The sequence below is a fragment of the Vibrio sp. 1402 genome, assembly GCF_033340275.1.
Window position 1 is genome coordinate 643,555 of the sequence record NZ_JAWOWE010000001.1, and the last position, 24,092, is coordinate 667,646.

Here is a 24,092-nt window from a genome sequence, read left to right on the forward strand (position 1 = left end):
AACAGATAATAGGGCAACGAAAATGGGATGGAAGAAGAGGGGTTAACTCCCTACATCCCAACAACGATAGAGACTAGGATAAAAGTAATGGAAGAAATTTACTTCGCAGGCGGCTGCCTTTGGGGCGTGCAAGAATTTATGCGCCACCTTCCGGGCGTAATCAACACAGAAGCCGGGCGAGCAAATGGCACAACGGATAACACTCAATCCGAATACGATGGCTACGCAGAGTGCGTGAAAACCCAGTTCGATGCTGAGCAAGTTTCGGTTGAAACTTTAATGGGGTATTTGTTTGAGATAATCGACCCTTACAGCGTTAACAAGCAAGGTGAAGACGTAGGTGAGAAGTACCGTACTGGTGTTTATAGCCAAAACGAACAGCATCTCACCATCGCGAAAGCGTTTATCGCAGCACGACCGGACACCGACAAGATCGCCGTAGAAGTACTGCCACTCACAAATTATGTGCCAAGTGATGATGAGCACCAAGACAGACTCACAAACTTTCCGAATGATTACTGCCACATCCCATTAGATTTACTACATAAATACAGGGATAACTCGTAACCATTCGGTCAGCATCGCTTTAAAAGGCAAGATGCATATCAGTTTAAATCGATGCCTTCCACTAATGACAATGTCATTTCTGCCGCCGATATTTCCTTACAACCCGACGAGTTTTGTCCGCACCACAACGGTGTGAATTCATCTCGGTTTTGCTTTTCCATAAGCGCTCTTAGTTGAGCCATTTCAATGGAGGCGTATGGGAATTTCGGCGCAAACTCACTGATGTAGCCTAGCTCCGACATCGCGCGATTCACAATGCCTCTCGCTGGTCGGCCCGAGAAAACATTGGTCACTGCGGTATGTTGCGCGCGTTCACTGGCAATGGCATATCGATGTAAAGACGATGTTTTCGCCTCATCACACAACAAATAGACGCTGCCAACTTGAACGGCACTCGCTCCTAATCTCAACGCGGCTTCCACCCCACTTCTATCAGCGATTCCGCCTGCAGCAATAACGGGCAAATTCACCCGTTTGGCGATTTGTGGTAATAACGCCATCAAACTTAATTGAGTAGTTAAATCATCCGATAAGAACATACCTCGGTGTCCACCAGCCTCCAAGCCTTGGGCGATAATACCGTCAACGCCTTTTGCTTCTAGCCAAAGTGCTTCGTCCACCGTGGTCGCTGACGAAAGGATCTTCCCTCCCCACCCTCTAATTCGAGCTAACAGATCATCGTCTGGCAAACCAAAGTGGAAACTGATCACTGGCGGTGCAAATGGTTCAATCGCGTCAGCAATATCATGATTGAAAGGCATCCTTGTCGGAGCGTTTGGCTGAGCCTGAACGGTTGCATCAACCTCGGAAAAATACGGTTGCAGCGTTTTTTGCCACTTTTCGTGCTTGTTGGCGTCATACTCCGGCATTTCATGGCAAAAGAAATTGAGGTTAAACGGTCGGTTAGTTGCCTGCTTGATAAGTTGAAGTTCTTTTACGATGGCGTCTTTGTTCAGCATTCCACAAGGTAACGAGCCAAGCCCGCCAACATTACTGACGGCGATGGTCATTTGGCTGTCTTGCACACCGGCCATTGGCGCTTGAATAATCGGTAACTCTGTTCCCAAAAGTGTATTAAATACCTTGTTTATCATGATCTTTCCTTGAAAACTTAACCTTTACCTGTGATGGATCTGCGCCATCGTTATCCAGACTAGACTTTCACATGATTAAACACTTATAAAGTTAAAGTGATGCATTTGTGCGCTATGCACTTTTGATAGAAATGACAAAGGGAGCCTATGGCTCCCTTAATATGCTGAATAACAAGAATCAAAGTGACTATCGTACGACATCTGATTCAAGCTCTAGCTCTGCTACAGACAGCATGGCAAACTCTTCCTCGGCGGTTGCTGCCACCAGTTTGTTGCGGCTGTATAACCCATAATAAACACCACCGATAAGAAACAATCCCATTGTCATGAAAAAGGCTGAGGGATCAAAAGCATAAACACCTGTCATTGCGATCAAAGAAAGCACCAGAGAAATACTCGACGTAATTATCCCACCAGGCGTTTTATATGGACGAGTTAATTCCGGCTGTTTAATTCGCAATAAAATATGGCTCAAGGACATTAATGCGTACGATACAGTCGCACCGACAACAGCCATCGCCAAGATTAAGTCCCCCTCACCCGTAAGTGAAACCAAGAACCCAAAAACGCCCGGAACCAAAAGCGCACGAGAAGGCACTTTTTTGTCACTGGTTAATGACAAAGTTTGCGGTAAATAACCCGCGCGGGAAAGCGCAAACACCAAGCGACTGTAACCATAAATGATTGAAAAGAAAGAAGCGATAAGGCCAGCCAATCCAAGTAAGTTCACGGCCATTGCTACCGTTGAATTGCCCGTAAGCTTTAGGGCGTCAACTAATGGCACCGCGCTATCGCCTATGACCTTTGAGCCAACCGCACCAGCCAAAAGGACGACTACGAGAGTTGCGGTTAGCAATAAAAACAGCATCGCACCAATGATGCCTTTGGGAACATCTTTTGCCGGATTTTTTGCCTCCTCTGCCGCTAAAGGCACACCTTCAACCGCAAGAAACAACCACATTGCAAATGGCAACGCAGCCCATACGCCATACCACCCAAACGGCAAGATTTCTGTTGCCTGAGCCGTCGCCGGAGCAATATCGAATAAGTTATTAACGTCAAAGTGACCAATAAGCACAGCAGCAGTAATGAGAATAGCTAGCACAGCCAAACCACTGATGACCATCATTACTTTGAGAGCTTCGCCAACCCCTGCCATATGAATAGCGATAAAGACGGCGTAGAAAAGTGCGTAAACAACAGGGCCATCGATACCAACCAATTCATTCACTGCTGAGCCAATAAAAATCACTATCGCAGCAGGCGCGAGCGCATATTCAATCAAAACTGATAAGCCAGTGAAAAAGCCACCTGTCGGCCCCATCGCCTGTCTTGCGAAGCTGTAACCACCACCCGCAGCAGGAATCGCCGCAGACATTTCAGCTAAAGACAATACTAGCGTGAAATACATTACTGCCATCGCGATAGCAGCAATAAGAAAGCCTCCCCATCCTGCTTGAGCGATGCCAAAGTTCCAACCGGCAAAGTCACCAGATATAACATACGAGACACCTAAGCCAGCAAGTAAAATCCAACCTGCGGTGCCTCTTTTTAGCTGCCTTTTGGCCAAGTACTCCTGATGTTTAGACATAGTAAATCCTTCTACTTTGATGAAATTAAAAAGTTGTCGCTGTGTTTATCTTCAACGCTTGCGCCACTTGGCTCATTGATATCTGAGCGATCTTTCAGATTCACTCCTGACAGTTGTAATTTTCGAGCTTCCTTGAGCAAGTAAAATGCGCGTTCACAGGCATCGTCATAGTTGAGCCCCTGAGGGCGCACATTGGAAATGCAGTTTCTTTGGGAATCTTTAGAGCCTCGTTTAGCCCCCCAAGTGAGATACATACCCATGCTATCCGGAGAAGTTAGACCGGGTCTCTCTCCAATTAAAACCAGCACGGCCTTGGCGTTAAAACATTCACCAACATCATCCCCTACCGCTACTCTTCCTTGCTTTACGATTGTGATAGGTGCGAATTTCCATTGATGTCCATCATCAGCGCTTAAAAGAGAAATCAATCGAGTAACAACAGGCACGGCATGGTTTTGAATTGCGACGGAAGAAAGTCCATCAGCAATAACAATCGCAAGATCAATGTCAGTGTTATGCTCATTTGCTATCAAGTTGAGCGTTTGCCAAGAAGATTCATCAAGCAGCCTTCCTAAATCGGGCCTTTGCAGGTACATAAGCCGGTCACTCACTTGACTGCTCACTACCACTGGAGGTTCTAAGGTATTTTCAAGAATCGAGTAAGAGTCCGACAAACCAGCAACGAGAGACTCAATATTCAAACTGCAATGCACTGCATCCATAGCTTGGGCGTGATCCAGCTGAAATGAGAGTAACTCGTTGGTTGGTACACTGTTCCCGCTGCGACCCAGAGCGATCCGAGCAGAGGTGAAGTCGCGTAACTTGCCCCAAGGGTTATGTGTGACAACTTCAGACTCATCTTGTGGGGACTGAGCAATGGTGATTACTTTACCCATGAGAATACCCCTTATTCAGTTGGTTAATTGCTCCCGAAAACGAGCGAGAGATTTGCTCACTTAACCGAACGTCTTGCACGCTCTCGAAAATCTGCATCTCCATTAACCATTGTTCAAACTCTGGTGCTGGCTTCAAACCGAGTACTTTTCTTGCGTAAAGGGCATCGTGAAATGAGGTAGTTTGATAGTTGAGCATGATGTCATCAGACCCTGGAATACCCATGATGAACGAGCACTCGGCCACACCTAATAGTGTTAGCAAGTTATCCATGTCATTCTGATCGGCATAGGCATGATTGGTGTAACAGATATCGCAACCCATAGGTAAACCAAGCAACTTCCCACAGAAATGATCTTCAAGCCCAGCACGAATGATCTGTTTGCCATCAAACAGATACTCAGGGCCAATAAACCCAACGACAGTATTAACCAACAAAGGATCGAACTGTTTCGCGACAGCATAAGCGCGGGCTTCACAAGTCTGCTGATCGACCCCATGAAACGCATTCGCAGACAGCGCTGTACCTTGTCCGGTCTCAAAATACATCACATTGTTTCCTACACTGCCTCGATTCAAAGACAACGCGGCTTCATGGGCCTCTTTCAAAATCGACAAGTCGATTCCGAAGGTATCATTCGTCCCTTGCGTGCCGCCTATCGACTGAAAAACGAGATCGACTGGTGCACCCATTTCAATGGCTTCGATCGTGTTCGTGACATGAGTTAACACACAAGACTGAGTCGGTATTTGATAGTGTTGAATCACCTCATCCATTAAGTTCATTAACTTAATAGCTTGAGGTACATTATCTGTTGCCGGATTGATACCGATAACCGCATCGCCATTTCCGTACATCAGACCATCAAAAATGGTCGCTGCGATACCGTTGAGAGAATCAGTGGGATGATTCGGCTGTAAGCGAGTAGACAGGCGACTCGGCAAACCAATCGTATTCCGAAAAGCCGTGACAACTTGGCATTTTTTAGCAACGAGAATCAAATCCTGGTTGCGCATAATCTTACTGACTGCGGCCACCATTTCTGGTGTTAAACCTTGACGAATTTTAGCCAACGTTTCACCATCGGCTTCTTCACTCAGCAGCCAATTTCGAAAATCTCCGACCGTCAAGTGCTCAATCGGCTTAAAGGCTTCAAGGTCGTGCGTATCGATAATTAGGCGAGTGATATCGTCGCTTTCGTATGGAATAACCGCCTCGTTAAGAAACGTTTTAAGTGGTAACTCAGACAGCGCCATTTGTGCGACTACACGTTCTGCCGCTGACTGAGCACAAACCCCGGCTAACGCATCGCCTGAGCGCTCCGGTGTCGCTTTCGCCATCAAGTCAGCTAATGACTTAAAGGTATAGACTTTACTTCCTTGTTGCCGACGATAAGTTGCCGTCATTGCTCTTCCTCTTCACTATTTGGTTCGCTTTTTGCTGAACTATCAATAAGCTTTAAGAAAGTATTGCCAAATGTGTTCCGTAGCGTTATCAAAAACTGGCAACATTTATAAACCAATAATAAACAATGAGTTATGTAAATACTGCTCCAACATGACTCACAAAAAAGGAATGAGCATCACAAGGATGAGTAACCAAATGCCCCAAACTGCACCAATGCTGTGCATCCATCACACTAAGGATGCAAACCAACAAGCTGCGAGTCTGATAAACTGGCAACAGGAATATGACCAACTCAGCGATGGTCGATTTTTAGGTCAAATTCGAGAACGACGATTTCCCAATTTCCATGTGTTTCGTGAAGACAGTAACCGCTCGCTAAGACAGCAATGCAGGGTTGAAGAGGGAGGTATTTGGTTGGGTTTGAGTGCGGAAAATAAGCCGCTACACCTAAATCACAGTCAGTTTAATTCAAACCAGCTTTTGCTTAGGCAAGGTGGCGCTGATTTTGAGTTAATGACACCGGAGCAGTTTTCTATCTATGGAATAGTGCTCGACAAAAACTTCGTTCACATCATAGAAAATCAACTTGAGCTTGGGAGTATCCAAAACAACACATTTCACTTAACGGGTTTGACGGAAAAACACATTCAACAACTTAAATACTACTTAGGCACGTTACTTGGTTCCGCCGAGCCAAGATGGTCTGAAACCACACATCAAGCAATCTTAAAAGACATTGTGCTGGAGTTGTTCTCACTCAGTTCACTGCACACGAGCCATCCGATATCAATCTCTCATCGTCAACACGTGATGCAGCGTATAAAACAACAGCTACAGGATCTAGACTACCGTACACCAATAACCGTCAGTGAACTGTGTGATGCAGTACACGTCAGTCGTCGCACACTACAGTACACCTTTGAACATTGCTGTAATACTTCCCCAAAGGAGTTCATACATCGAATGCGCCTGAATCAAGTACGTAGAGTGCTACAAAGCCCTGAAGATAATCGAACAATTGCAGAAATTGCTTTTGACTTTGGTTTTTTCCATCTCGGGCAGTTCAGTCAAAGCTACAAGCGGCTATTTGGTGAGACGCCAACTGAAACGAGAAAATGGGAGTCCAGCAAATAAAATGACAGGCAGTATGTTCTTTCAGATCCTGCGTTGGGGCCGTGTTATGCAGTCGCAATGATTTGCTGAAACTTAGCATGAAGCTCTTCAAGTGCCGCTTCAATATCCGGTTCTGCACGGCTCAAGTGCGAGATTAACGTCATAAAATAGCAGTCAAAAATCAGCGGTATTTTTCCCTCAAGGACGGAGCTTCCGTTTACAGATTGAAACAAAGCTTGGTTAAACGACTGATAATAATCCAAATCCCAAATCACCTCTTTCAACAAAGCTCGGCTCAGCTCAACGTTCGCAAAATAGTAGCGATAGTATTTCTCCGTCAGCGCCAAACCAATGTCGATATCGGTTTTACCTTCCACACTGACTAGCGTTTCTTGGCTGATCTGTTGCAGTTGCGCCAGCATCCCTTCGCGCAAAATCGACAGTTTAGTCGGGAAATGGCTAAACACTGTGCCATCGGCTACTCCTGCTTCTCTCGCTATCTGCCTTGTGGTCGTCATGTCATAGCCATTTTGAGCAAAAGATGCCCATGCGGCTTTTAGAATTTTATCTCTGGTTTGTTGTCGCTTCGTCATTGATGTGTCTGCTTAATGAGCCTGAAAGGATCATACCTTGCGTGGTTGAGATTGACAAATTGAGCGCGCTCATTTATAAAATTGAGCATGCTCATTTTATATAAAAACAAAAGGAATCGCTCATGTACGTATTAAACAAACTAGGCCAAGGATTGATTTTCTTCCCGACCATCTTCTGCTTTTCGTATATTTTAAGACCGATATTAATGGTCATCCTTATTCCAGGAGGACTCGCACTTTTGGCGTTAATCGGTGGCGCAGAAGTCAGAGCGGAACTCAAAGCCATGCTGCTTGAGGAGTTTTTTGGCGTTAGCCCATCGCACACCACCTCGAAAAAGGCGTGAGTGCGCTACAAACGTTGGCAAGGCTAAGTAAAAAAAGAAAACGCGCAGATATCGAGATCTCAATATCTGCGCGTAGATGTGGTGAAAATAAGACTGGCGTTAGTCAGTATTCATGTTCTGGCCAATTCGCCATAAAACGCCACTAGGGTCAAACAAACAACATTCGCGTATGCCCCAAGGTTGCTCGACTAGCTCTGTCAAACGCGAACCAAATTCTTCATGACCCACTTTGGATAAGTGCTGATGCCAGCTTTCTGCGTCTTCTACGAGCAAGTGCATCATGAAGTTATTGCCGTGTTCTGGCTCATAAAAATTCTGTAAAAGAAACGCGCAGCTACCTTGAGAGAAGTATGCTACATCACCGAAGTCCGACGCCATTTCAAAGCCAATCGCCTCATAAAAGCGTTTTGATAGCGCGTAATCTTTCGCCGGAACAAATGATTTGATTTCAACAATATTGAGGTTTTCCATTTCCAATTTCCTAAGCCTTTTTCCATAAAACTGACTGACGTAATCTCGCTCTATGCCTTCTATTCGCCTTGCGTAATCTGTTGTGATGACAGTGGCACACACTCTGCCATTTGCGTTTGTAACCACGTGATAAATTTATGTTCGAGTTCTGTACGCTTTTTATCTTGACTCAATAAAACGTAATTGCAACTTGATGGAGAAAACCCAAATGGTGCGACCAAATTACCACGCTTAATATCGTCCATGACAAAAGGATACGATCCCATTGTGACGCCTAAGCCATCCACCGCTGCTTGTATGCAAAAATAAAAATGCGCGAATGATTGCTGAGTGTTGCCGTTGAAAGTTTCACAACGTGTTGATTGCTGCCAATCCGCCCAAGCATTCGGTCTGGTTTGACTATTCAACAATCGAGCTGCTTTCAAATTGTCTTTAATGGATTGCCAATACTCAGGAGAAAATACCGGCCCCATCCACTCTTCCACAAGAATGGTTTTGTCGTAATCGTGATGCTGCGCAAAATCGTCTCGACGAATCGCCATCGAAAGCCCAGTTGATCCTAATGTTACCGGGCCACCAGCCGTCGACAAACGAACATCAGCACGGTGTTCATCATTAAACGCGGCCAACCTTGGCATCAACCAGCGCATGGTTAATGTCGGTTCACAAGACACTTCAAGATGCTGATGCTTCTCTTGAATAAGCGTATTCACGCCTGTTTCTAGCGTTTGGAATGCCGTTTCTGTGTATGTCTTGAGTAATTCGCCTTCCGCCGTCAACACGACTTTCCTGCCCTCTTTGAAGAACAAAGGTTGAGACAGATATTGCTCAAGTTGCTTGATCTGCTTACTCACGGCTCCGTGAGTAATGTTCAGTTTGTCAGCCGCTTCAGTGTAGCTTGAAGAACTCGCCGCAACGTGGAAGACATAAAAAGATTTCAGGTGACGCATCTGTGAGTTTTTCTCACCAATATGGGAATATTTTTCGATTATAGTCAGTAATAAAGACACCTACAATTCCGCTACATCCCAGACTTCATCATTCAAACAGGAAATCGATATGGAATTTGTAACTCTTGCGTTATTAGGTGTGCTTATTGTCATTAGCCCTGGCGCAGACTTTGTTTTGGTATTAAGAAATAGCTTAAATCAAGGACGAAAAGCAGGCGTATACAGTGCGATTGGTATCAGCATGGCGATAAGCATCCACATCGCTTACTCCATGCTGGGGATCAGTTACTTAATTTCACAAAATGAATGGTTGTTTAATCTCGTGCGCTATCTTGGGGCCGCTTATCTTGTCTACCTTGGGATTAAAGGAATATTCTCCTCGCAGCCTGCGTCAAACTCAGAAACCATTCAACAGAGCGAGTATTCAATGTGGCGATTTTTCATGCAGGGATTTCTGTGTAATTTACTCAATCCCAAGACGATGCTGTTTTTTCTGAGTATTTTTAGCCAAGTGATTTCTCCCGACTCTAGTCAGCAACACATCGCCTTTTTTTACGGGATTTATATGATTGCGCTGCATGGTATTTGGTTTTCTATCGTTGCTGTTTTATTCACGTCATCCCAGCTACAAGCTTTCTTGTTGAAGATTAAGCATCGACTCAATCAAGCATGTGGGGCGGGATTGATCATTTTCGGCGGGATGCTGGGCTTAAAGGTGTAGTACGCTTGCGGTCCGATTATCCCAATTCAAATTGATCATTGAACAAGTGGCAGTAATCAATTAAAAATCTACATTATCAATACTTTAAATTAGAAAAAAACAGCCAACGTACGCTGGCTGTTTCGATACAGTTAATGGATGACCCGGGCGTCCCCTTTAAATAACTGAGACAGATCGATAGTGAATATCGTCACTGTCGGACGTTTAGGCAGAGCATTTTCGATCGAAAACTCTGGCCCAGCTGGAACGAGGGGGAAGTGAATAGCAGTCGGCCACGTTGACGAAGCTTCATTACCGCCCGGCTCAGATATTGAGAAAGAAAACGCAGGTAAACGGGTCATAACACTTACCTCAAATGACTGATTAGCGGGCTCAAGCGAGCCCGCTTAGGTTTTGCAATGTTATTGTTATTTTAACGCTTACTTAATCACTAACGGTTGATGACGTTAGATATCAAGTTCTTTGTCTTCAACGTGGTTGGTGATCATCGCTTCAGTGGTGATCATCAAGCCAGCAACAGACGCTGCGAATTGAAGCGCTGAACGTGTTACTTTAGCAGGGTCCAAGATGCCCATTTCGATCATGTTGCCGTATTCACCTGTTGCAGCGTTGTAACCGTAATCGGCATCACCCGCTTTAACAGCGTTCGCCACAACAGAAGCTTCGTCACCTGCGTTAGTTGCGATTTGACGAAGAGGCTCTTCCATTGCACGTAGGGCAACTCGGATACCCACGTTTTGGTCATCATTGTCGCCTTTTAGATCCGCCAATTCTTTCGCGATCTTAGTTAGAGCAACACCACCACCAGCAACAATACCTTCTTCAACCGCTGCGCGAGTAGCGTGTAGTGCATCGTCCACGCGATCTTTCTTCTCTTTCATCTCAACTTCGGTTGCAGCGCCGATCTTGATCACCGCTACGCCGCCAGAAAGCTTCGCAACACGTTGTTGAAGCTTGTCTTTATCGTATTGAGAGGTGGTTGTTTCGATTTGTTTTTCAATCGAAGCCACACGATCAGCAATCGCGCTTGCTTCTGCTGCGCCACCCACAATGGTTGTTGTGTCTTTGGTGATGGTCACTTTCTTCGCACTACCTAGTTGCTCTAACGTTGCTTTTTCGAGCTCTAGGCCGATTTCTTCAGAGATGACCGTACCAGCAGTTAGTACCGCAATGTCTTCCATCATCGCTTTACGGTTGTCACCAAAGCCAGGCGCTTTCACCGCGGTCGCACGCACGATGCCGCGCATGTTGTTCACAACCAATGTCGCTAGCGCTTCACCTTCGATGTCTTCAGCAATGATCAATAGCGAGCGAGAAGATTTCGCCACTTCTTCTAGTACAGGCAATAGCTCGCGGATGCTGCTGACTTTTTTGTCCACCAATAGGATGTAAGGGTTGTCTAGCTCGACGCTGCCATTTTCTTGGTTAGTGATGAAGTATGGCGACAAGTAACCGCGGTCAAATTGCATACCTTCAACCACAGACAATTCGTTGTTTAGACCTTGGCCTTCTTCAACCGTAATCACGCCATTGCGACCCACTTTCTCCATCGCTTCTGCAATGATTTCACCGATCGCGCGATCGCTGTTTGCAGAAATGCTACCCACTTGGGTGATAGATTCTTTGTCGCTGCATGGCTTAGACATTTCACGTAGTTTCTCAACCGCCGCTTCAGTGGCTTTGTCGATACCACGTTTTAGGTCCATTGGGTTCATGCCAGAGGCTACCGCTTTAAGACCTTCATTGATGAAAGATTGCGCCAGTACGGTAGCGGTCGTTGTACCGTCCCCCGCTTCATCATTCGCTTTGGACGCCACTTGTTTCACCATTTGTGCGCCCATGTTTTCGAACTTATCTTTCAGTTCGATTTCTTTCGCTACAGACACGCCATCTTTGGTGATGGTTGGCGCGCCGTAAGATTTATCAAGCACAACGTTGCGGCCTTTCGGGCCTAGTGTCACTTTTACTGCGTCCGCCAGTAAGTTCACACCTTTCAGCATTTTTTGACGTGCGTCATTAGCAAATAATACGTCTTTTGCAGCCATGGTTATCTCCTCAAAAAACTACTACAAAAATAATTACTCAACGATTGCTAACACATCAGATTCGGACAGAATTAAGTATTCTGCGCCGTCAATTTTCTCGGTTTTCACGCCGTAACCGTCATTGAAAATGATTTGGTCGCCCACTTTGACTTCCATCGCAGCGCGTTCGCCATTTTCAAGACGTTTACCTAAACCAACAGCAATGACTTTCCCGCGGTTTGATTTTTTCACCGACTGAGAAGTTAAAACGATTCCCCCTTCAGATTTATTTTCCACCTCTTGTCTTTCAACAATTAGCTTGTCATTTAAAGGACGAATTTTCATTTTTAAGTGCCTCCTACTTGGAACCAAAAATAAAAGACAAAATAAACATCAAGATGGATTTGCGAGTCGACAGCTCGCTTTCGATGAAAATAATAAGGTCGAAAAATTAGAGTTCAAGAGGTGAATTTGATAAAAATTTTTTATTAAATTAAATAAAATTTTCTATCGAATTATCGCATTCACAACCACTTAGCATCTCTTTATGATGGAAAATGTGCTCAATCAAATCTAGAGTGGTTACGTACTCTTAAAAAGGATAATCAAACAATGAAAAAGGCCGTATCTCTATTTCTTGCAACGTTATGCGTTGGCTTCCTCTCACCCAACGTGTCAGCTTCTGAACGCGCTGAACAAGGTTGGCAATTGATTGACGAGGGCGCGATGATTGTCGATGTGCGCACGCCGCAAGAGTTTTCTGAAGGGCATTTGGATAATGCCGTCAACTTCCCTTTATCTGAACTTGATAAACATTTTCAAGACGTCGATAAAGATCAAGCTATCGTGTTGTACTGTCGCAGTGGTAACCGCTCTGGCAAAGCGTATCAATACTTACAATCGCAAGGCTTTACGAATCTGCACAATGCAGGTGGCTTTGAAGAACTACAAGACGCCAAATAGTCGTCTCCGTTCTAATATACAAAGTAAAAGCACAGAGAGCGTCGCAAGCGTATTGTAACGCGCTCTGTTTCTAAATACTTATCTACAACAACTCTACTATCTGGGCCCTGCATCAAATTGAGTCAGGTTATCCGATATCTCGATCCATGGCGCTTTCGATGCGACAAAAATATGGAAATCAGGCTTGTGAGAAGGTGTGTCATCCAAGATACCAAGGCGAATGTTGACGATCCCATTGTTCTTTTTCGAATACAGGCTCGATCCGCAGTGGCGACAAAAGCATAGCATGGTATTTTCGCTTTTCTGATAAGTTTGAATATCTTCTTTCCCTTGGATAATAAGCAGTTTATCCAACGCAATACCACCGGCAGATGAATAGTCAGAACCTGTGAACTTGCGGCATTCAGAGCAATGGCAATTTCCCATGTACTTAAATTCATCTGCCACTTCCAACTTTACCTTGCCGCACAGACATGAGCCTTTTAGTACTTCCATTTGAATTCCTTTTTGTTATGAATCTAATTGAATTAGATGGCTATCTCGACACCATGCCATTGCAATACGAAAAATTAAAGGCAGGCAATACAGGTTTTCAAAAATGAAACGAAAATGTAAAACTTTCCATTCAGAGGGAAGTGCGCTGACACGTGAAAAATCGAGCTATTTTAGATACAAAAACACCAAGCAATAACGCTTGGTGTTTACCTCACAGAATGTCACCTCAGAAAAGGCGCTTTCCGCTGTGCTTAAAAAATGCAGTGTTTAGTAAAGCTGGTCGCTTCGTTTGCAGTCCAGTCACCTTTCGGCTTATCTTTCAGGTTTTCACACCATTGCTCGCTGCCGACACCATCTTGCAGAACACAATGCTTTGCAAAGTCTACCGCGTTGTCTGCTGTCCATTCTGTTTTTGGCTTATCGCGCATGTCGTTACACCAGCCTTCAGTGCCCACTTCATCACTACAAGCGGTCAAAGCAGAAGCCGCCAACATCAGCATGACTAGTTTTTTCATAAATTTAAGGTTCCAGTTGCAAACAATAGTAAAACTAAACTCAATCTCTTCAACACGTGCCCATTCAAGTGTCTGAATAAAGGCGTCACTAGCTGAAGTGACTTTTGTATCAACTATAACGAAATTATCAGTCTACGTGTTAAGACATCGAAAAATTATTGAGCGACTCTGTGTAAAGCGCGCCATTCTAAAAGCTATAGACAGCGCGCTTTCGTTAGCTCACCAACCTTAGAAGAGCCAGTACCAAAGCACGCTAAACGCAGCTCTAATGCCATTTGTTCAAAGTGTTCGACGACAGACTGCGTGCTGATCGTCGCAGCTTTTAATACCGCACCAGCTTGCCCAATGAGATTAGCACCCAAATGAATGGCTTTCGCCGCTTCAAGTCCGTTATGAACACCTCCCGAGGCGATCAACGGTAATGTAGGATGCAGTGCGCGGATTTGAGCCAAACATGTTGCTGTAGGGACACCCCAATCGCGGAAAAGCTCGGCTGCACGCTGCATTTTCGGATTATCTTGGCAATACCCTTCAACCGCACTCCAGCTTGTGCCACCCGCGCCCGCAACGTCAATTGCATCCACACCAGCATCAATTAATCGCTGCGCAATGTGTCCGCTAATACCAAAACCGACTTCTTTGATAATGATAGGAACCTTCACGCGAGATTTAAGCATCTCAATTGCCTGGAAAACACCAACCCAATTGTGGTCGCCATTTTTCTGAAACGCTTCCTGCATTGGATTAACGTGCACAAACAAGGCATCGGCTTGAATCGCCTCAACCGCACGTTGCGCATTATCGAGTTTACCTTTATCGAGCAATTGAGCGGCTCCAAGATTGGAATACAACGGTACTTCTTTCGCCAACTCACGAATGGTTTTACCCAAGCCCGAATGCTGACTTTCTTCTAAGCTAATCCGTTGCGAGCCCACACCCATGGCAATACCTAATTCACTTGCTGCTTCAGCCAAACGACAATTGATCGTTTCTGCGTCTTTTGCTCCGCCAGTCATCGAGCTAATCAAAAACGGTAGCGCTAATTGATGACCAAGAAACTCTGTCGATAAATCGATCGCGTGAAAGTCACATTCTGGCAGCGCACAGTGTTCAAACTCGACAGACTCAAAACCCGCCGTTTTATGCTTCATGCTCATATCATGATGTAAAACAGCATCTAGGTGTAAATCTTTTCGGTTAGTTTGCGGAGCCATAATGTCACCCTAAAGTAAAACAGTCGCGCAGTATTGCGATCCTTATCAGTAACGTCAATGCGAATTTTGTGAATTTGCCGGATTACTTTTCCGAAACGAGTAATGAGTCTCGACTGCCCCTGACATTATAAGAAAAGAAACTCGCTTTCCGTTTTAAACAAGCCGGCAAGTTTCTCTTCAAATTGAGATAATCAGCGTACGATACCCATGATGAAAATGGATCACATTGCTCTGTAGTTTACTTTACGCTGTCCGACAGAATTAGCGACACAACAGTGCTTGTCGTCGTTGGTTCAAACTGTTCGGGATCATCACAGAATTGAATTTTTCCTTTTTCTTCTACATGGAACAGCGGTACAACTGAACTACCTTTGTGATGCGCTAAATAATCTTGATACGTGAAGTTATCGCTCAATTTCGTGTGTTTAACCTCTGCACCACGACTTAACATACTGGCTAGCTGGGTATAGCTTACATTGCCGCCCATCAGCAATTTACCATGGTACTCCTGAGCCACGGAGTGCTTCTCGCTGCCATTGCCGTTGGTTTTCACTTTTTGTAAGCAGTGAACTTTATCTTCCCCAAACTCGTCGACGAATTGCATGCAAGCCATAATGTTGAAATGCTGATCGGGCGTTAATGCAACCACTTGTCCAACTCCTATCAAGTTCAAGTTGTCGTCCGCGTGACTAGAAATAGGGTTGCCGTAATAGTAATCCAACCCCAACATACGAACCTGACTGATGTACTCCCAGTTTGAGTCAGTCATTAATACGCGGCGGTCATAACGCGCCAGCGCCTGCCCTATTTCTCTTGCTACTCGGTTAGCACCAATCAACAAGAAGCCGCGTGGTGCTGGCTCTGCAACGCCCAACGTCAGCGCTACAGGACGTGCCGTCGCACTTTGTAACACGACCGTTCCTATAATCACCATGAAGGTCATAGGGACCAGTAAAATCGCTTCATCAATGCCGTATTCGGTCAATTTGATCGCGAAAAGAGACGAAATCGAAGCAGCAACAATACCGCGCGGTGCAACCCAAGACAAAAACAGCTTATCTTTAAGACGCAAGTTGCTGCGGAAGGTTGAAAGAAAAATCGATAACGGACGCGACACTAACTGCATAAATACAAACAACAATAACGCACCGCTACCTAGCGCAGCAAAATCATCCAGACTGATTCGAGCCGCAAGGAAGATGAACAATCCGGTGATCAGTAAAATGGTTAAATGCTCTTTAAAGTGCAGAATTTGCTGAATATTGATGTCTTTAGCGTTTGCGAGCCACATACCCATTACGGTGACGGTTAGTAACCCAGCTTCAGACTCAATGTGGTTAGAGACCGAAAATACACCTAGAACCACCATCAAAACCGCAAATGGCTGCAAATATTCCGGTAGCCAAGAGCGACGCATGATCGTCGCAACTGCATAGCCTGAGGCCGCACCTAGCATGACACCGACAGCAATGATCGTCCCAAACACTTCGACGCTATTTATCGCGCTGTGAGATACGATAAACTCGTAAACCATCACAACAAAAAGCGCACCGAGCGGGTCAATCAAAATCCCTTCCCATCGCAAAATGTTAGCAAGCGTACTGTTAGGTCTTACGGTTCGTAGAAGTGGCACGATGACCGTCGGCCCTGTTACTACGGTTAAGCTGCCGAACAACATGGCAAGCTCCCAAGTAAAGCCGAGGAAATAGTGTGTTGCGATACTGGTCGCCGCCCACGAAATGATCGCCCCGATGGAAACAATGCTCCATACCGAACCACTCACGCCACGAATTTCTTTAAAATTTAAGGTCAAACTGCCTTCAAATAAAATCACTGCCACCGCCAAAGAGACCAACGGAAAGAGCAAATTACCTAATATCTCATCAGGATTTAACCACTGCATAAATGGCCCGACGATCAGCCCTGCCAACAACAAAAATAAAATCGCTGGCAAACGCAATCGCCAAGCTAACCATTGGCAACCTAAACCAATAACCCCAACCGCTGACAGCACCAGCGCTTCATTACCCACTTGCATCAATAATTACCTGTTTTTGTCTTTTTTCGCGTGAATGCGCTATACCCGAATACATTCAGCCTTACGGTCAAATAGAAACAACCGAACGTGCAAATCAAACGACTGACCTTCGATGACATCGCTACGAAACGCACATGTTTGAAGTCCTTTGGCGATCGCATCAGAACTATGAATATAGTTGACCCCCAATGACTTAACGACTCATTTTTGTTCATCAGGTCTTAAAGTGGCACACAAGTGTGCGACTTTGTCGAATTCATCATTACGCATTGAGTTTCATTATGTAGAATGATTTCTGAAGAAAGCGCGGAACCTAGCACTATATGAGGCTAAGGCATAGAGCATGAACTAAGCTTTAGCGTAAGTGCTCAAAGTTAAGAATCGTGGGTCACGCGACGTACGCAAGGAGAAATGGATTGTACGTAATACTAGCACTGTTCATGGCGTGTCTCGCCATCCTCATCGGAGTGAAAGCCGCCAACCGAGCTGCACTTTTAGAAAAAGAACTAACCAAACTTCGTGAGGAAGTTACATCACTACGAGCCAGTGTCCATGGGGGCTCAAACCAACAAGTGCACCAACAATCCAGCATCGAAAAAGACACACCATCTGTAGCGACGTCACCTCACATAGAATCACAACAGAAAAATGTCTCATCCTCTGGGGAACATGATCCAGCTGCCAACCTAGACTTAGACCAGAGCGCTGCGAATCAAGAATACGCCCAGACAAGAGAAGTGCAACTGGATGTTTTTAGTCAAGAAAATGAGTCATTCCTTCAGAGTAAAGTTCAGAGCCTGCTTAGCAACATTCAAGAAAATTGGTTGGTTTGGGTAGGCGCATTGGCCATGCTGATCGGTGGAGGTTATCTCGTACAGGTGATTGGTAGCCACATCCAGTTTTCGCCATTTATGCGAGTGTCCTTTGCCTTTATGATCTCATTACTAATGGTGCTTGTTGGCGAGTGGTTTCACCGTAAAGAACAACAGAATCCGCAACGGGCAGCACGAGCCCAAGGCTTTACGTATGTTCCTGCTGCCGTTACCGGTACGGGATTAACGGGCATTTACTGCACCGTCATTTTTGCCTTTGTGGTTTATCAAATGCTAACGCCAAGTATCTCGTTGATCATTTTGGCTTCAGCGGCATTTTTCAGTTTAGCATTATCATTGCGACAAGGGCCGTTAATGGCCGTGCTTGGCTTAATTGGTGGCTACACAGCACCACTGTGGATTGGAGGTAGTGAACCCAACTACTTTTTGTTAGCCGGATACATCTGCGCGATTTCGTTCGCGGCGACCTTATTGATGCAAAAAGTGCGTAGGGCATGGATTACGCCAAGTATCGCGATTCCACATGTCATTTGGATGTTGCTGTTGATTGAGAGTGTACCAACAGAACGGTTGTTCTCGTGGCTCGCGATTTATCTCTCCATCACTTTGTATCTCATTTTCGCGGTTCCGAGAATGGGTTGGATGCTCAATCCTCGCTTTCGTCACTATCAAAGCAAGTGGACAAACTCGCCGACCGCTACCGCTCTCGCAACTGCTTTATTGACCTTTTCTGCCGTCACCAGAATGCCGGAGCTGAACACTCTACAAATGGCGTACTGTTATACGCTGCTTGTTGCGAGCATCTGGCTACCAGCACTTCGTACAGGCTGGTCATTACGTGTATTTTTGCCATCCATACTCGTCTCGGCAACCGCGCTGATAGTTCTTACCATCGCTTTTGATGCGCTGTATATGGTAGAGCGAGAAGCTAGCATCCTATTCGCATTGGCGGTGAGTATTGCGCTGATCTGCTATCGAACATATTGCCAATCACTTAGTGACCGTTCGCAACTCAGTGGGCTGCTTCTGCTGGTACTGGCTCCCGCGATGAGCTTAATTACGTTGTTTTATATTGACGAATTTATGCAGGGCTACCTGTGGTATTGGACTGCATTCTGCGCATTGATGGCCACTTACTACGTTGTGCTTGGTCAGCGTGCACGTTCGTTGGCATTAGAATGCTCTGCCGTTATGCATGCTTTAATCATAGGTATTGCTTTTGTTTGGTTGAGCGATACTTGGTTAACAACAGCAATCTCAATACAAGTTGCGATAATGGCCTTACAGGCTCAAGTCGGGTTATTTCGACCTGCGAGTTGGGCGATTAAAGTGGCAATGGGAATACTGGTTATCCGACTCACGCTGCTACCTTTCATCCCCGAATGGCAACCGGTAGAAGCTGGGCATTGGGCTTGGGTTCTTGTGAGTTATCTGCCTTCTCTCTTCATCTTGTCTTATGCTCGTTCAACACTAAAACAAGTGGACCGAGAACTGACCAACTGGTTTGAAGGGGCGTTTTTACATGTATTCTTAATGGCATTGTTCACCCAAACTAACTACTGGTTAACGGGGCAATATGGTTACTTGGGGCACATCGACTTCACAAGTGCGGCAGTCTTTGCCAATCAAGCATTAGTTATGGGTTTGGTATACAGCTACCGCAGCCAATTTGCGCAACGCTTAAGTCGTATCTACGAAATCTATAGTTACTTGCTTTGGTGCGCGTTCGCTATATTGATTATTTTGCTTAATACGGCAGAATCGCCGTTGGTGACTGATAACGTCTCGGCACAAGCACTTCCCATCTTTAACATGCTGAGTATCGGCTGGCTGTTACCAGCTTGCATCCTGCTTATCGCAACATTTAAACGCTGGAATACGTTGCAAGTTCATCGATTTGCGATTGCTAGTCTAGGCTTTTTACTTGCAGTCATTTGGTTGGGGATGTCTATCCGTCAATTCTGGCAAACCACATCGATGATGCTGTATCAGCCAACCAGCATGGCAGAGTTGTTCAGTTATTCAGTGGCTGGCTTGCTCGTAGGTGGATTGCTGACTTGGCGCGGCGTGACCCAACAGGGGCTGATGATGCAGCGTGTCGGTCTAGTGGTCCTTGCCTGTGTCGCACTGAAAGTATTCTTATGGGATGTGAGCTCTCTGGATGGGTTCTGGCGAGCAATAAGCTTCTTAGGCTTAGGTGCGTCTTTGATAGCACTTGGATGGCTATTCCAGAAATTGAATCGTTCGGTGGCAAAAGCACTCGAGCCCTAGACGAGTCGAAGAGAGATTCCCGACAGTGCGCTGTTTTCGTTATTGGGGGACGATAACAGTGTAAAGCCGGGAATCATTGGAGTGTTCGTTACTTCAGTAAAGCGACCACGGTATGACGACGCACGTTTGCTTGCGCATTCAATGCCTGAAAAGTCGAAGTAAACTCGCCAGACTTTTGCATGAATCCATCCAGTTTTGCATTCACCTCATTGACTGAAAGCTGTGCGGTTTTGGTTTGGATAGAACGCATTTGAGTATTCAGTTCACCATGAAAAGCTTTCGCTTCTTGCAAACTCGTTTGAACTTGTTTCAGATGCTGATTTACTTTGGCAATCGTCTGCTTGATGCCGTCGCGTGAGCCTAGATCAAACCCGAGCTCCGCAATACCATCTGGCTCAGACTTTAAGTTCAAAACGTTAGGCTGTCCCGCAGGGAATCGGTGCCCTTCCCCCGTTACCATCACCTTTTGCTGCATTTGTTGATAAGCGTTGTCTCTGGCTTCAAATAAAATGCTGCCATCATCGGCTAATGAGGCTCGCATTCCTAACGCAATCAAGCTGCGATCCAGCATTTTGACCGTTCGCTCACCGTCTGATTGTCCATCAAACTGAATCATCACCGCTTGACCTTGAGGAAAATCCAAACGGATTTGCTCGGTCTTGTCGCTTAAGCGATGAACATTCAAACCTGGAATAGAAAAGCGACGAATATCCGCTTTATCCAGTTTTAAATGCAGTTCGTTATTTAGGACTTTCTGGCCATCGAAACGTGCTTGCTCAACGACTTTTTGGATGGTGGCTTTAGAACGAACCAATGTATCCTGCAAACCAGGAACATTTTGTACGCCTTGATTAATAGCTTGCGTCAAACCACGTTTAATTTGCGTAAGCTCTTTGCCAATCACCTGCAGCGATTTGGACGCGATCTGAACCGCCGTGGCTTGCTGCTGACCCTGCGTAAGCTGAATACCAGATACAGAGTAGGCTGACGCAGTGTCAGCCTGAATTTGCGCCGGGCGCGGTTTAATTGCCGTACTTGAGTCTGCAGAACGGGTCGGCATGATAGAGGCTTGTTCTTGTCCACCTAAGCGTATGCTATGGGGTCTAACCTCTACTGTACTCATTACCATAAAAAGAACTTCCTAACCTTATAAACGGTCAAACAGCGACAAACCATCGATCTTCACATAGCTTGCTTGCGTTGCTTGCAAAGCGGCCATGTAATTACTCAATCGTACCGACGCTTCACCATAGTCCAGAGCAGAGAGGTCTCCAGATACTTTGTCAACGAACAGCTTGTTTTCACTGTGCGCGCCACCAACAAGATCTAAGTTGTTGTGTCGACCACCAATCTCAGTCATGGTCCCTAGTACGTTTGAAAAAGTATCGTCGATAGCGCTGATACTCGCCTCAACTTCAGCTCTGAAGTTGGCGGTAGGGCTCTCAAACTCTTTGATCAGCGCATCAATTTGGTTAAGCACGTTATGGCCTCCCCCAAGGTCCAATATTTCTTTTGCAGTCATATTGGAATCCATCGTGACACCTTTAGCAATTGTTACTACGCGCTTGTCACTATTACCTTCAATTACGTAGCTGCCGCTCGCTTTACTTACAGCCGCAGTATCCGTTTTAGTACCAGAGAAAAGGTAGTGCCCTTCTTCATCCTGCGCGTTAAAAGACGACTCAATAGAGTCACGGTAACTCTTAAGCTCTGTAATCATACCGCCACGACTTTCGTCAGTAAGAGAGCCGTTCGCACCCCAAAGCGCGATGTCTCGCATGCTTTTTAAGCTTTCTTTGATCGAATCTAAATGGGTTTCTTGACTCGATAGCGTCGTTTTTACGTTTTCAATGTTGTTTTTGTACTGAGCAATCGCACTGGTTTCTCGGTCTAAGTTAAGCAACTTGATCGAAGCCATTGGATCGTCAGACAGCTTGGTCAAGCGCTTGCCAGTAGACATCTGTTGCAGAGCTTCGCCTAATCCCGCGCTATTGCTCTGCAAGCTGTGCAACATCATTTGACTAAATTGATTGTCACTAATTCGCATCTAAACTTTCCTCTTAGAATAACTGCAGAATAGAATCGAGCAGTTGATTTGCTGTGCTGATCACTTTCATGTTGGCATTGTGCGCATTAGCAAACATCATTAGGTTAGCCGCTTCTTCATCGCTGTTTACGGAACTAACATTATCGCGAGCTGCGTGCGCTTGCTTGTTCATGGCTAACTTCGCTTGATAATCAGCGTTAGCTTGGCGTGCTTTAATTGCGGTTTGACCCACCATTGAACTAAAGGCATCGTTCAAGCTTACTGAGCCGTAACCTGATACCGCCACTGGCTTGTTGCTTAACTCGATCAATGATTGCAACGCATCTGCGTTACCAGGTGTTCCATCACTTGAGAACGCAAGCTCATCTGGAGTTAGCTTGGTAATATCCAAACTGGCTGCAGGGTTTGCTGGGTCATAGCTGAACAAAGGTTTACCTGGGTTGCCATTTAAGTCTTTGCCAGTTGCAAGCACGGCGTTGTATTCATCCGCGAGAGCTTTCGCCATGTCATTCAGAGCCAATTGGTTTGGTTTCAACACTTCGGTTTGATAGTCATTAATCGCACCTAATTTGCCACCAAGCGAGTCACCAATCGCAAAACTTTGATTCGAGAACGTGACGTGTAAGTCCGCCAAGTAAGGATCACTCGGGTCAGGAATGGCTTCCAGTTTGCCATGGTCCGTACCCATCACAAGCGGTTGACCAGAGGTTAGTGTGACCTGAACACTGCCGTCATGCTGCTGTGTTGTTTTGATTTCAATGGTTTGAGATAACTCACCGATTAACCTATCTCGTTCATCCATTAACTGTGATGGGTTACCACCTGTACCTTGCATCTCTACCAGTTGCTTGTTCACCTTCGCGATATTTTCCATAAGGCTATTCGCGTGGTTAAGCGCTGCATTACGTTGGTCGCTCATGTCTTTATGTTGATTGTATAAAGATTCGGTAAGCGTATTAAAACGGCGGGCCAAAGCTTCAGATTCGTTAATGATCTGCTGGCGGTAAGGTATGGATTCCGGCTTAACGGTCGCATCGTTAAGCGCAGCGTTTAGCGAGTCCAAGCCAGCCGATATACTGAAACCATCGGCACCAAGCGTATTCTCCAGCTGACTCATGTTACTGGTGTATCCAGATGCGTATGCCGCCATACTGTTAGTCGACCACGTTTGCTTAATCAGAAATTGATCAGTAACGCGGCGAATGCTAGTGACTTCTACCCCTAAACCTGGACTTAAGCGATTGGCTTTACCATCATCGACAGACGCCATCAACGCTTGTTGACGACTGTAACCCACGGTATTCACGTTTGCCACGTTTTGCGCGGTTACGTCTAGGGCCACACGGTTCGCGCCTAAACCTGAAAGGGCAATATTAACTAGGTTCATTTACAGCTCCATTTTTCTGATCAACGGCTGAGAAAACGCGGTAGTCATACCGGCCTCACCGAATACCTGTTTAACAGAGGCGACGGCTTGAGAAGCGGTATTAAATAGGCTTGAATTCTTCTCCACCTCTTTAGAATCTACTTGTGAGATAGATTCAGAATTCGAACCTTTACCATCGTTAGCGGATGAGATGTTGCGCGCAGCATCGAAAGCAACCTCACGCATAGACGGGCTCAGCTGCTGGATGAGCATATTGGCAATGCCTGAGCTCTGTTTCTTTGCTAGTTCCATCGCCAGCTGTCCGTCATACATATCACGGAATACCCCTTGTTGCTGACTGGCAAACGGGCTGTCTTTATCAGCAAGAGCGTCACTACTGCTGCGCATTTGGCGTAACACCATTTGTAGGAACATTGCCTCAAATTGACCTGCGACGACTTCAAGTGCGCCTTCTTGATCACGACTATGCTTGATGTTAGCCAATGCACTATTGTCGTGATAAAGCATCGAATTTAACTGAGTTTGTTCATTGGTACTGTCTAGCTTCATCCTTAACTCC

At 45.6% G+C, this 24,092-nt stretch carries 24 protein-coding genes; 6 read left to right on the plus strand and 18 right to left on the minus strand.

Annotated elements, in window-relative coordinates; genetic code table 11:
• Positions 1–87 precede the first annotated feature (87 nt).
• Positions 88–567, plus strand: coding sequence for a peptide-methionine (S)-S-oxide reductase (locus R7044_RS02740; protein ID WP_225455334.1), 480 nt, complete (start codon positions 88–90; stop codon positions 565–567).
• 38 nt (positions 568–605) lie between these two features.
• Here the strand turns inward: R7044_RS02740 and R7044_RS02745 are convergent, their stop codons facing one another.
• From R7044_RS02745 to R7044_RS02760, 4 genes are all read right to left on the minus strand, one after another.
• Positions 606–1,661 (minus strand): NAD(P)H-dependent flavin oxidoreductase, encoded by a 1,056-nt coding sequence (locus R7044_RS02745; protein ID WP_033906298.1) that lies wholly within the window; start codon positions 1,659–1,661, stop codon positions 606–608.
• Positions 1,662–1,848: 187 nt separating this feature from the next.
• Positions 1,849–3,252 (minus strand): ethanolamine permease, encoded by a 1,404-nt coding sequence (gene eat, locus R7044_RS02750; RefSeq protein ID WP_005373969.1) that lies wholly within the window; start codon positions 3,250–3,252, stop codon positions 1,849–1,851.
• 11 nt (positions 3,253–3,263) lie between these two features.
• Entirely contained in the window at positions 3,264–4,148 is an 885-nt protein-coding gene (eutC, locus tag R7044_RS02755; RefSeq protein ID WP_167415744.1) for an ethanolamine ammonia-lyase subunit EutC, read from the minus strand.
• Entirely contained in the window at positions 4,141–5,553 is a 1,413-nt protein-coding gene (locus tag R7044_RS02760) for an ethanolamine ammonia-lyase subunit EutB (RefSeq protein ID WP_005388715.1), read from the minus strand. The genes eutC and R7044_RS02760 overlap by 8 nt, the downstream gene beginning before the upstream one ends.
• Before the next feature lie 184 nt (positions 5,554–5,737).
• On the opposite strand from R7044_RS02760, the gene R7044_RS02765 reads away from it, so the two are divergent.
• Complete coding sequence (locus R7044_RS02765) at positions 5,738–6,688, plus strand: helix-turn-helix domain-containing protein (protein ID WP_225455335.1); 951 nt, start codon at positions 5,738–5,740, stop codon at positions 6,686–6,688.
• Between the two features lie 44 nt (positions 6,689–6,732).
• Here the strand turns inward: R7044_RS02765 and R7044_RS02770 are convergent, their stop codons facing one another.
• Positions 6,733–7,260: a TetR/AcrR family transcriptional regulator gene (locus R7044_RS02770; RefSeq protein ID WP_138939752.1), complete on the minus strand. Its 528-nt coding sequence runs from the start codon at positions 7,258–7,260 to the stop codon at positions 6,733–6,735.
• A gap of 122 nt (positions 7,261–7,382) precedes the next feature.
• On the opposite strand from R7044_RS02770, the gene R7044_RS02775 reads away from it, so the two are divergent.
• The gene (locus R7044_RS02775) at positions 7,383–7,604 is read left to right on the plus strand and encodes a hypothetical protein (RefSeq protein WP_017635120.1); all 222 of its coding nucleotides are present in this window, start codon (positions 7,383–7,385) and stop codon (positions 7,602–7,604) included.
• A 99-nt stretch (positions 7,605–7,703) separates the two neighbouring features.
• Here the strand turns inward: R7044_RS02775 and R7044_RS02780 are convergent, their stop codons facing one another.
• Entirely contained in the window at positions 7,704–8,075 is a 372-nt protein-coding gene (locus tag R7044_RS02780) for a VOC family protein (protein ID WP_053304622.1), read from the minus strand.
• Between the two features lie 59 nt (positions 8,076–8,134).
• On the minus strand, positions 8,135–9,025 hold the full coding sequence (locus R7044_RS02785) for a LysR family transcriptional regulator (RefSeq protein WP_225455358.1): 891 nt from the start codon (positions 9,023–9,025) through the stop codon (positions 8,135–8,137).
• Between the two features lie 109 nt (positions 9,026–9,134).
• Between R7044_RS02785 and R7044_RS02790 the strand changes: the two genes are divergently transcribed.
• On the plus strand, positions 9,135–9,746 hold the full coding sequence (locus R7044_RS02790; RefSeq protein ID WP_005373983.1) for a LysE family translocator: 612 nt from the start codon (positions 9,135–9,137) through the stop codon (positions 9,744–9,746).
• A 131-nt stretch (positions 9,747–9,877) separates the two neighbouring features.
• On the opposite strand, the gene R7044_RS02795 is transcribed toward R7044_RS02790, so the two are convergent.
• The 3 genes from R7044_RS02795 to R7044_RS02805 form a co-directional block, all read right to left on the minus strand.
• On the minus strand, positions 9,878–10,087 hold the full coding sequence (locus R7044_RS02795; RefSeq protein ID WP_005373984.1) for a hypothetical protein: 210 nt from the start codon (positions 10,085–10,087) through the stop codon (positions 9,878–9,880).
• A 105-nt stretch (positions 10,088–10,192) separates the two neighbouring features.
• Entirely contained in the window at positions 10,193–11,791 is a 1,599-nt protein-coding gene (gene groL, locus R7044_RS02800; protein ID WP_005388702.1) for a chaperonin GroEL, read from the minus strand.
• Positions 11,792–11,824: 33 nt separating this feature from the next.
• Complete coding sequence (locus R7044_RS02805) at positions 11,825–12,115, minus strand: co-chaperone GroES (RefSeq protein WP_005373989.1); 291 nt, start codon at positions 12,113–12,115, stop codon at positions 11,825–11,827.
• Positions 12,116–12,382: 267 nt separating this feature from the next.
• Here R7044_RS02805 and R7044_RS02810 point away from each other — a divergent pair, with 267 nt between their 5' ends.
• Entirely contained in the window at positions 12,383–12,733 is a 351-nt protein-coding gene (locus tag R7044_RS02810) for a rhodanese-like domain-containing protein (RefSeq protein ID WP_025768015.1), read from the plus strand.
• Between the two features lie 96 nt (positions 12,734–12,829).
• Here the strand turns inward: R7044_RS02810 and R7044_RS02815 are convergent, their stop codons facing one another.
• The 4 genes from R7044_RS02815 to R7044_RS02830 all read right to left on the minus strand — a co-directional run bounded on the left by R7044_RS02815 (position 12,830) and on the right by R7044_RS02830 (position 16,995).
• Positions 12,830–13,228 (minus strand): GFA family protein, encoded by a 399-nt coding sequence (locus R7044_RS02815; protein WP_005373991.1) that lies wholly within the window; start codon positions 13,226–13,228, stop codon positions 12,830–12,832.
• Positions 13,229–13,479: 251 nt separating this feature from the next.
• Positions 13,480–13,743, minus strand: a complete 264-nt coding sequence (locus R7044_RS02820; RefSeq protein ID WP_005373992.1) for a DUF3012 domain-containing protein — start codon at positions 13,741–13,743, stop codon at positions 13,480–13,482.
• Positions 13,744–13,937: 194 nt separating this feature from the next.
• Positions 13,938–14,957 (minus strand): type 2 isopentenyl-diphosphate Delta-isomerase, encoded by a 1,020-nt coding sequence (gene fni, locus R7044_RS02825; RefSeq protein ID WP_054576170.1) that lies wholly within the window; start codon positions 14,955–14,957, stop codon positions 13,938–13,940.
• A 238-nt stretch (positions 14,958–15,195) separates the two neighbouring features.
• Positions 15,196–16,995, minus strand: a complete 1,800-nt coding sequence (locus tag R7044_RS02830; protein WP_005373994.1) for a cation:proton antiporter — start codon at positions 16,993–16,995, stop codon at positions 15,196–15,198.
• 440 nt (positions 16,996–17,435) lie between these two features.
• On the opposite strand from R7044_RS02830, the gene R7044_RS02835 reads away from it, so the two are divergent.
• The gene (locus R7044_RS02835) at positions 17,436–20,099 is read left to right on the plus strand and encodes a DUF2339 domain-containing protein (protein ID WP_405540292.1); all 2,664 of its coding nucleotides are present in this window, start codon (positions 17,436–17,438) and stop codon (positions 20,097–20,099) included.
• An 88-nt stretch (positions 20,100–20,187) separates the two neighbouring features.
• Here the strand turns inward: R7044_RS02835 and R7044_RS02840 are convergent, their stop codons facing one another.
• Genes R7044_RS02840 through R7044_RS02855 form a run of 4 tightly spaced genes read right to left on the minus strand, consistent with a single transcriptional unit; the run spans position 20,188 to position 24,082 of the window.
• A complete protein-coding gene (locus R7044_RS02840) occupies positions 20,188–21,228 on the minus strand; it encodes a hypothetical protein (protein ID WP_062731081.1) in 1,041 nt (346 codons plus the stop codon).
• Between the two features lie 18 nt (positions 21,229–21,246).
• Positions 21,247–22,146 carry a flagellar hook-associated protein FlgL gene (gene flgL / locus R7044_RS02845; RefSeq protein WP_005373998.1) on the minus strand — a complete coding sequence of 300 codons (900 nt, stop codon included), beginning with the start codon at positions 22,144–22,146 and terminating at the stop codon, positions 21,247–21,249.
• 13 nt (positions 22,147–22,159) lie between these two features.
• The gene (gene flgK, locus R7044_RS02850) at positions 22,160–23,533 is read right to left on the minus strand and encodes a flagellar hook-associated protein FlgK (RefSeq protein WP_005374000.1); all 1,374 of its coding nucleotides are present in this window, start codon (positions 23,531–23,533) and stop codon (positions 22,160–22,162) included.
• On the minus strand, positions 23,534–24,082 hold the full coding sequence (locus tag R7044_RS02855; protein ID WP_005384422.1) for a rod-binding protein: 549 nt from the start codon (positions 24,080–24,082) through the stop codon (positions 23,534–23,536).
• Positions 24,083–24,092 lie beyond the last annotated feature (10 nt).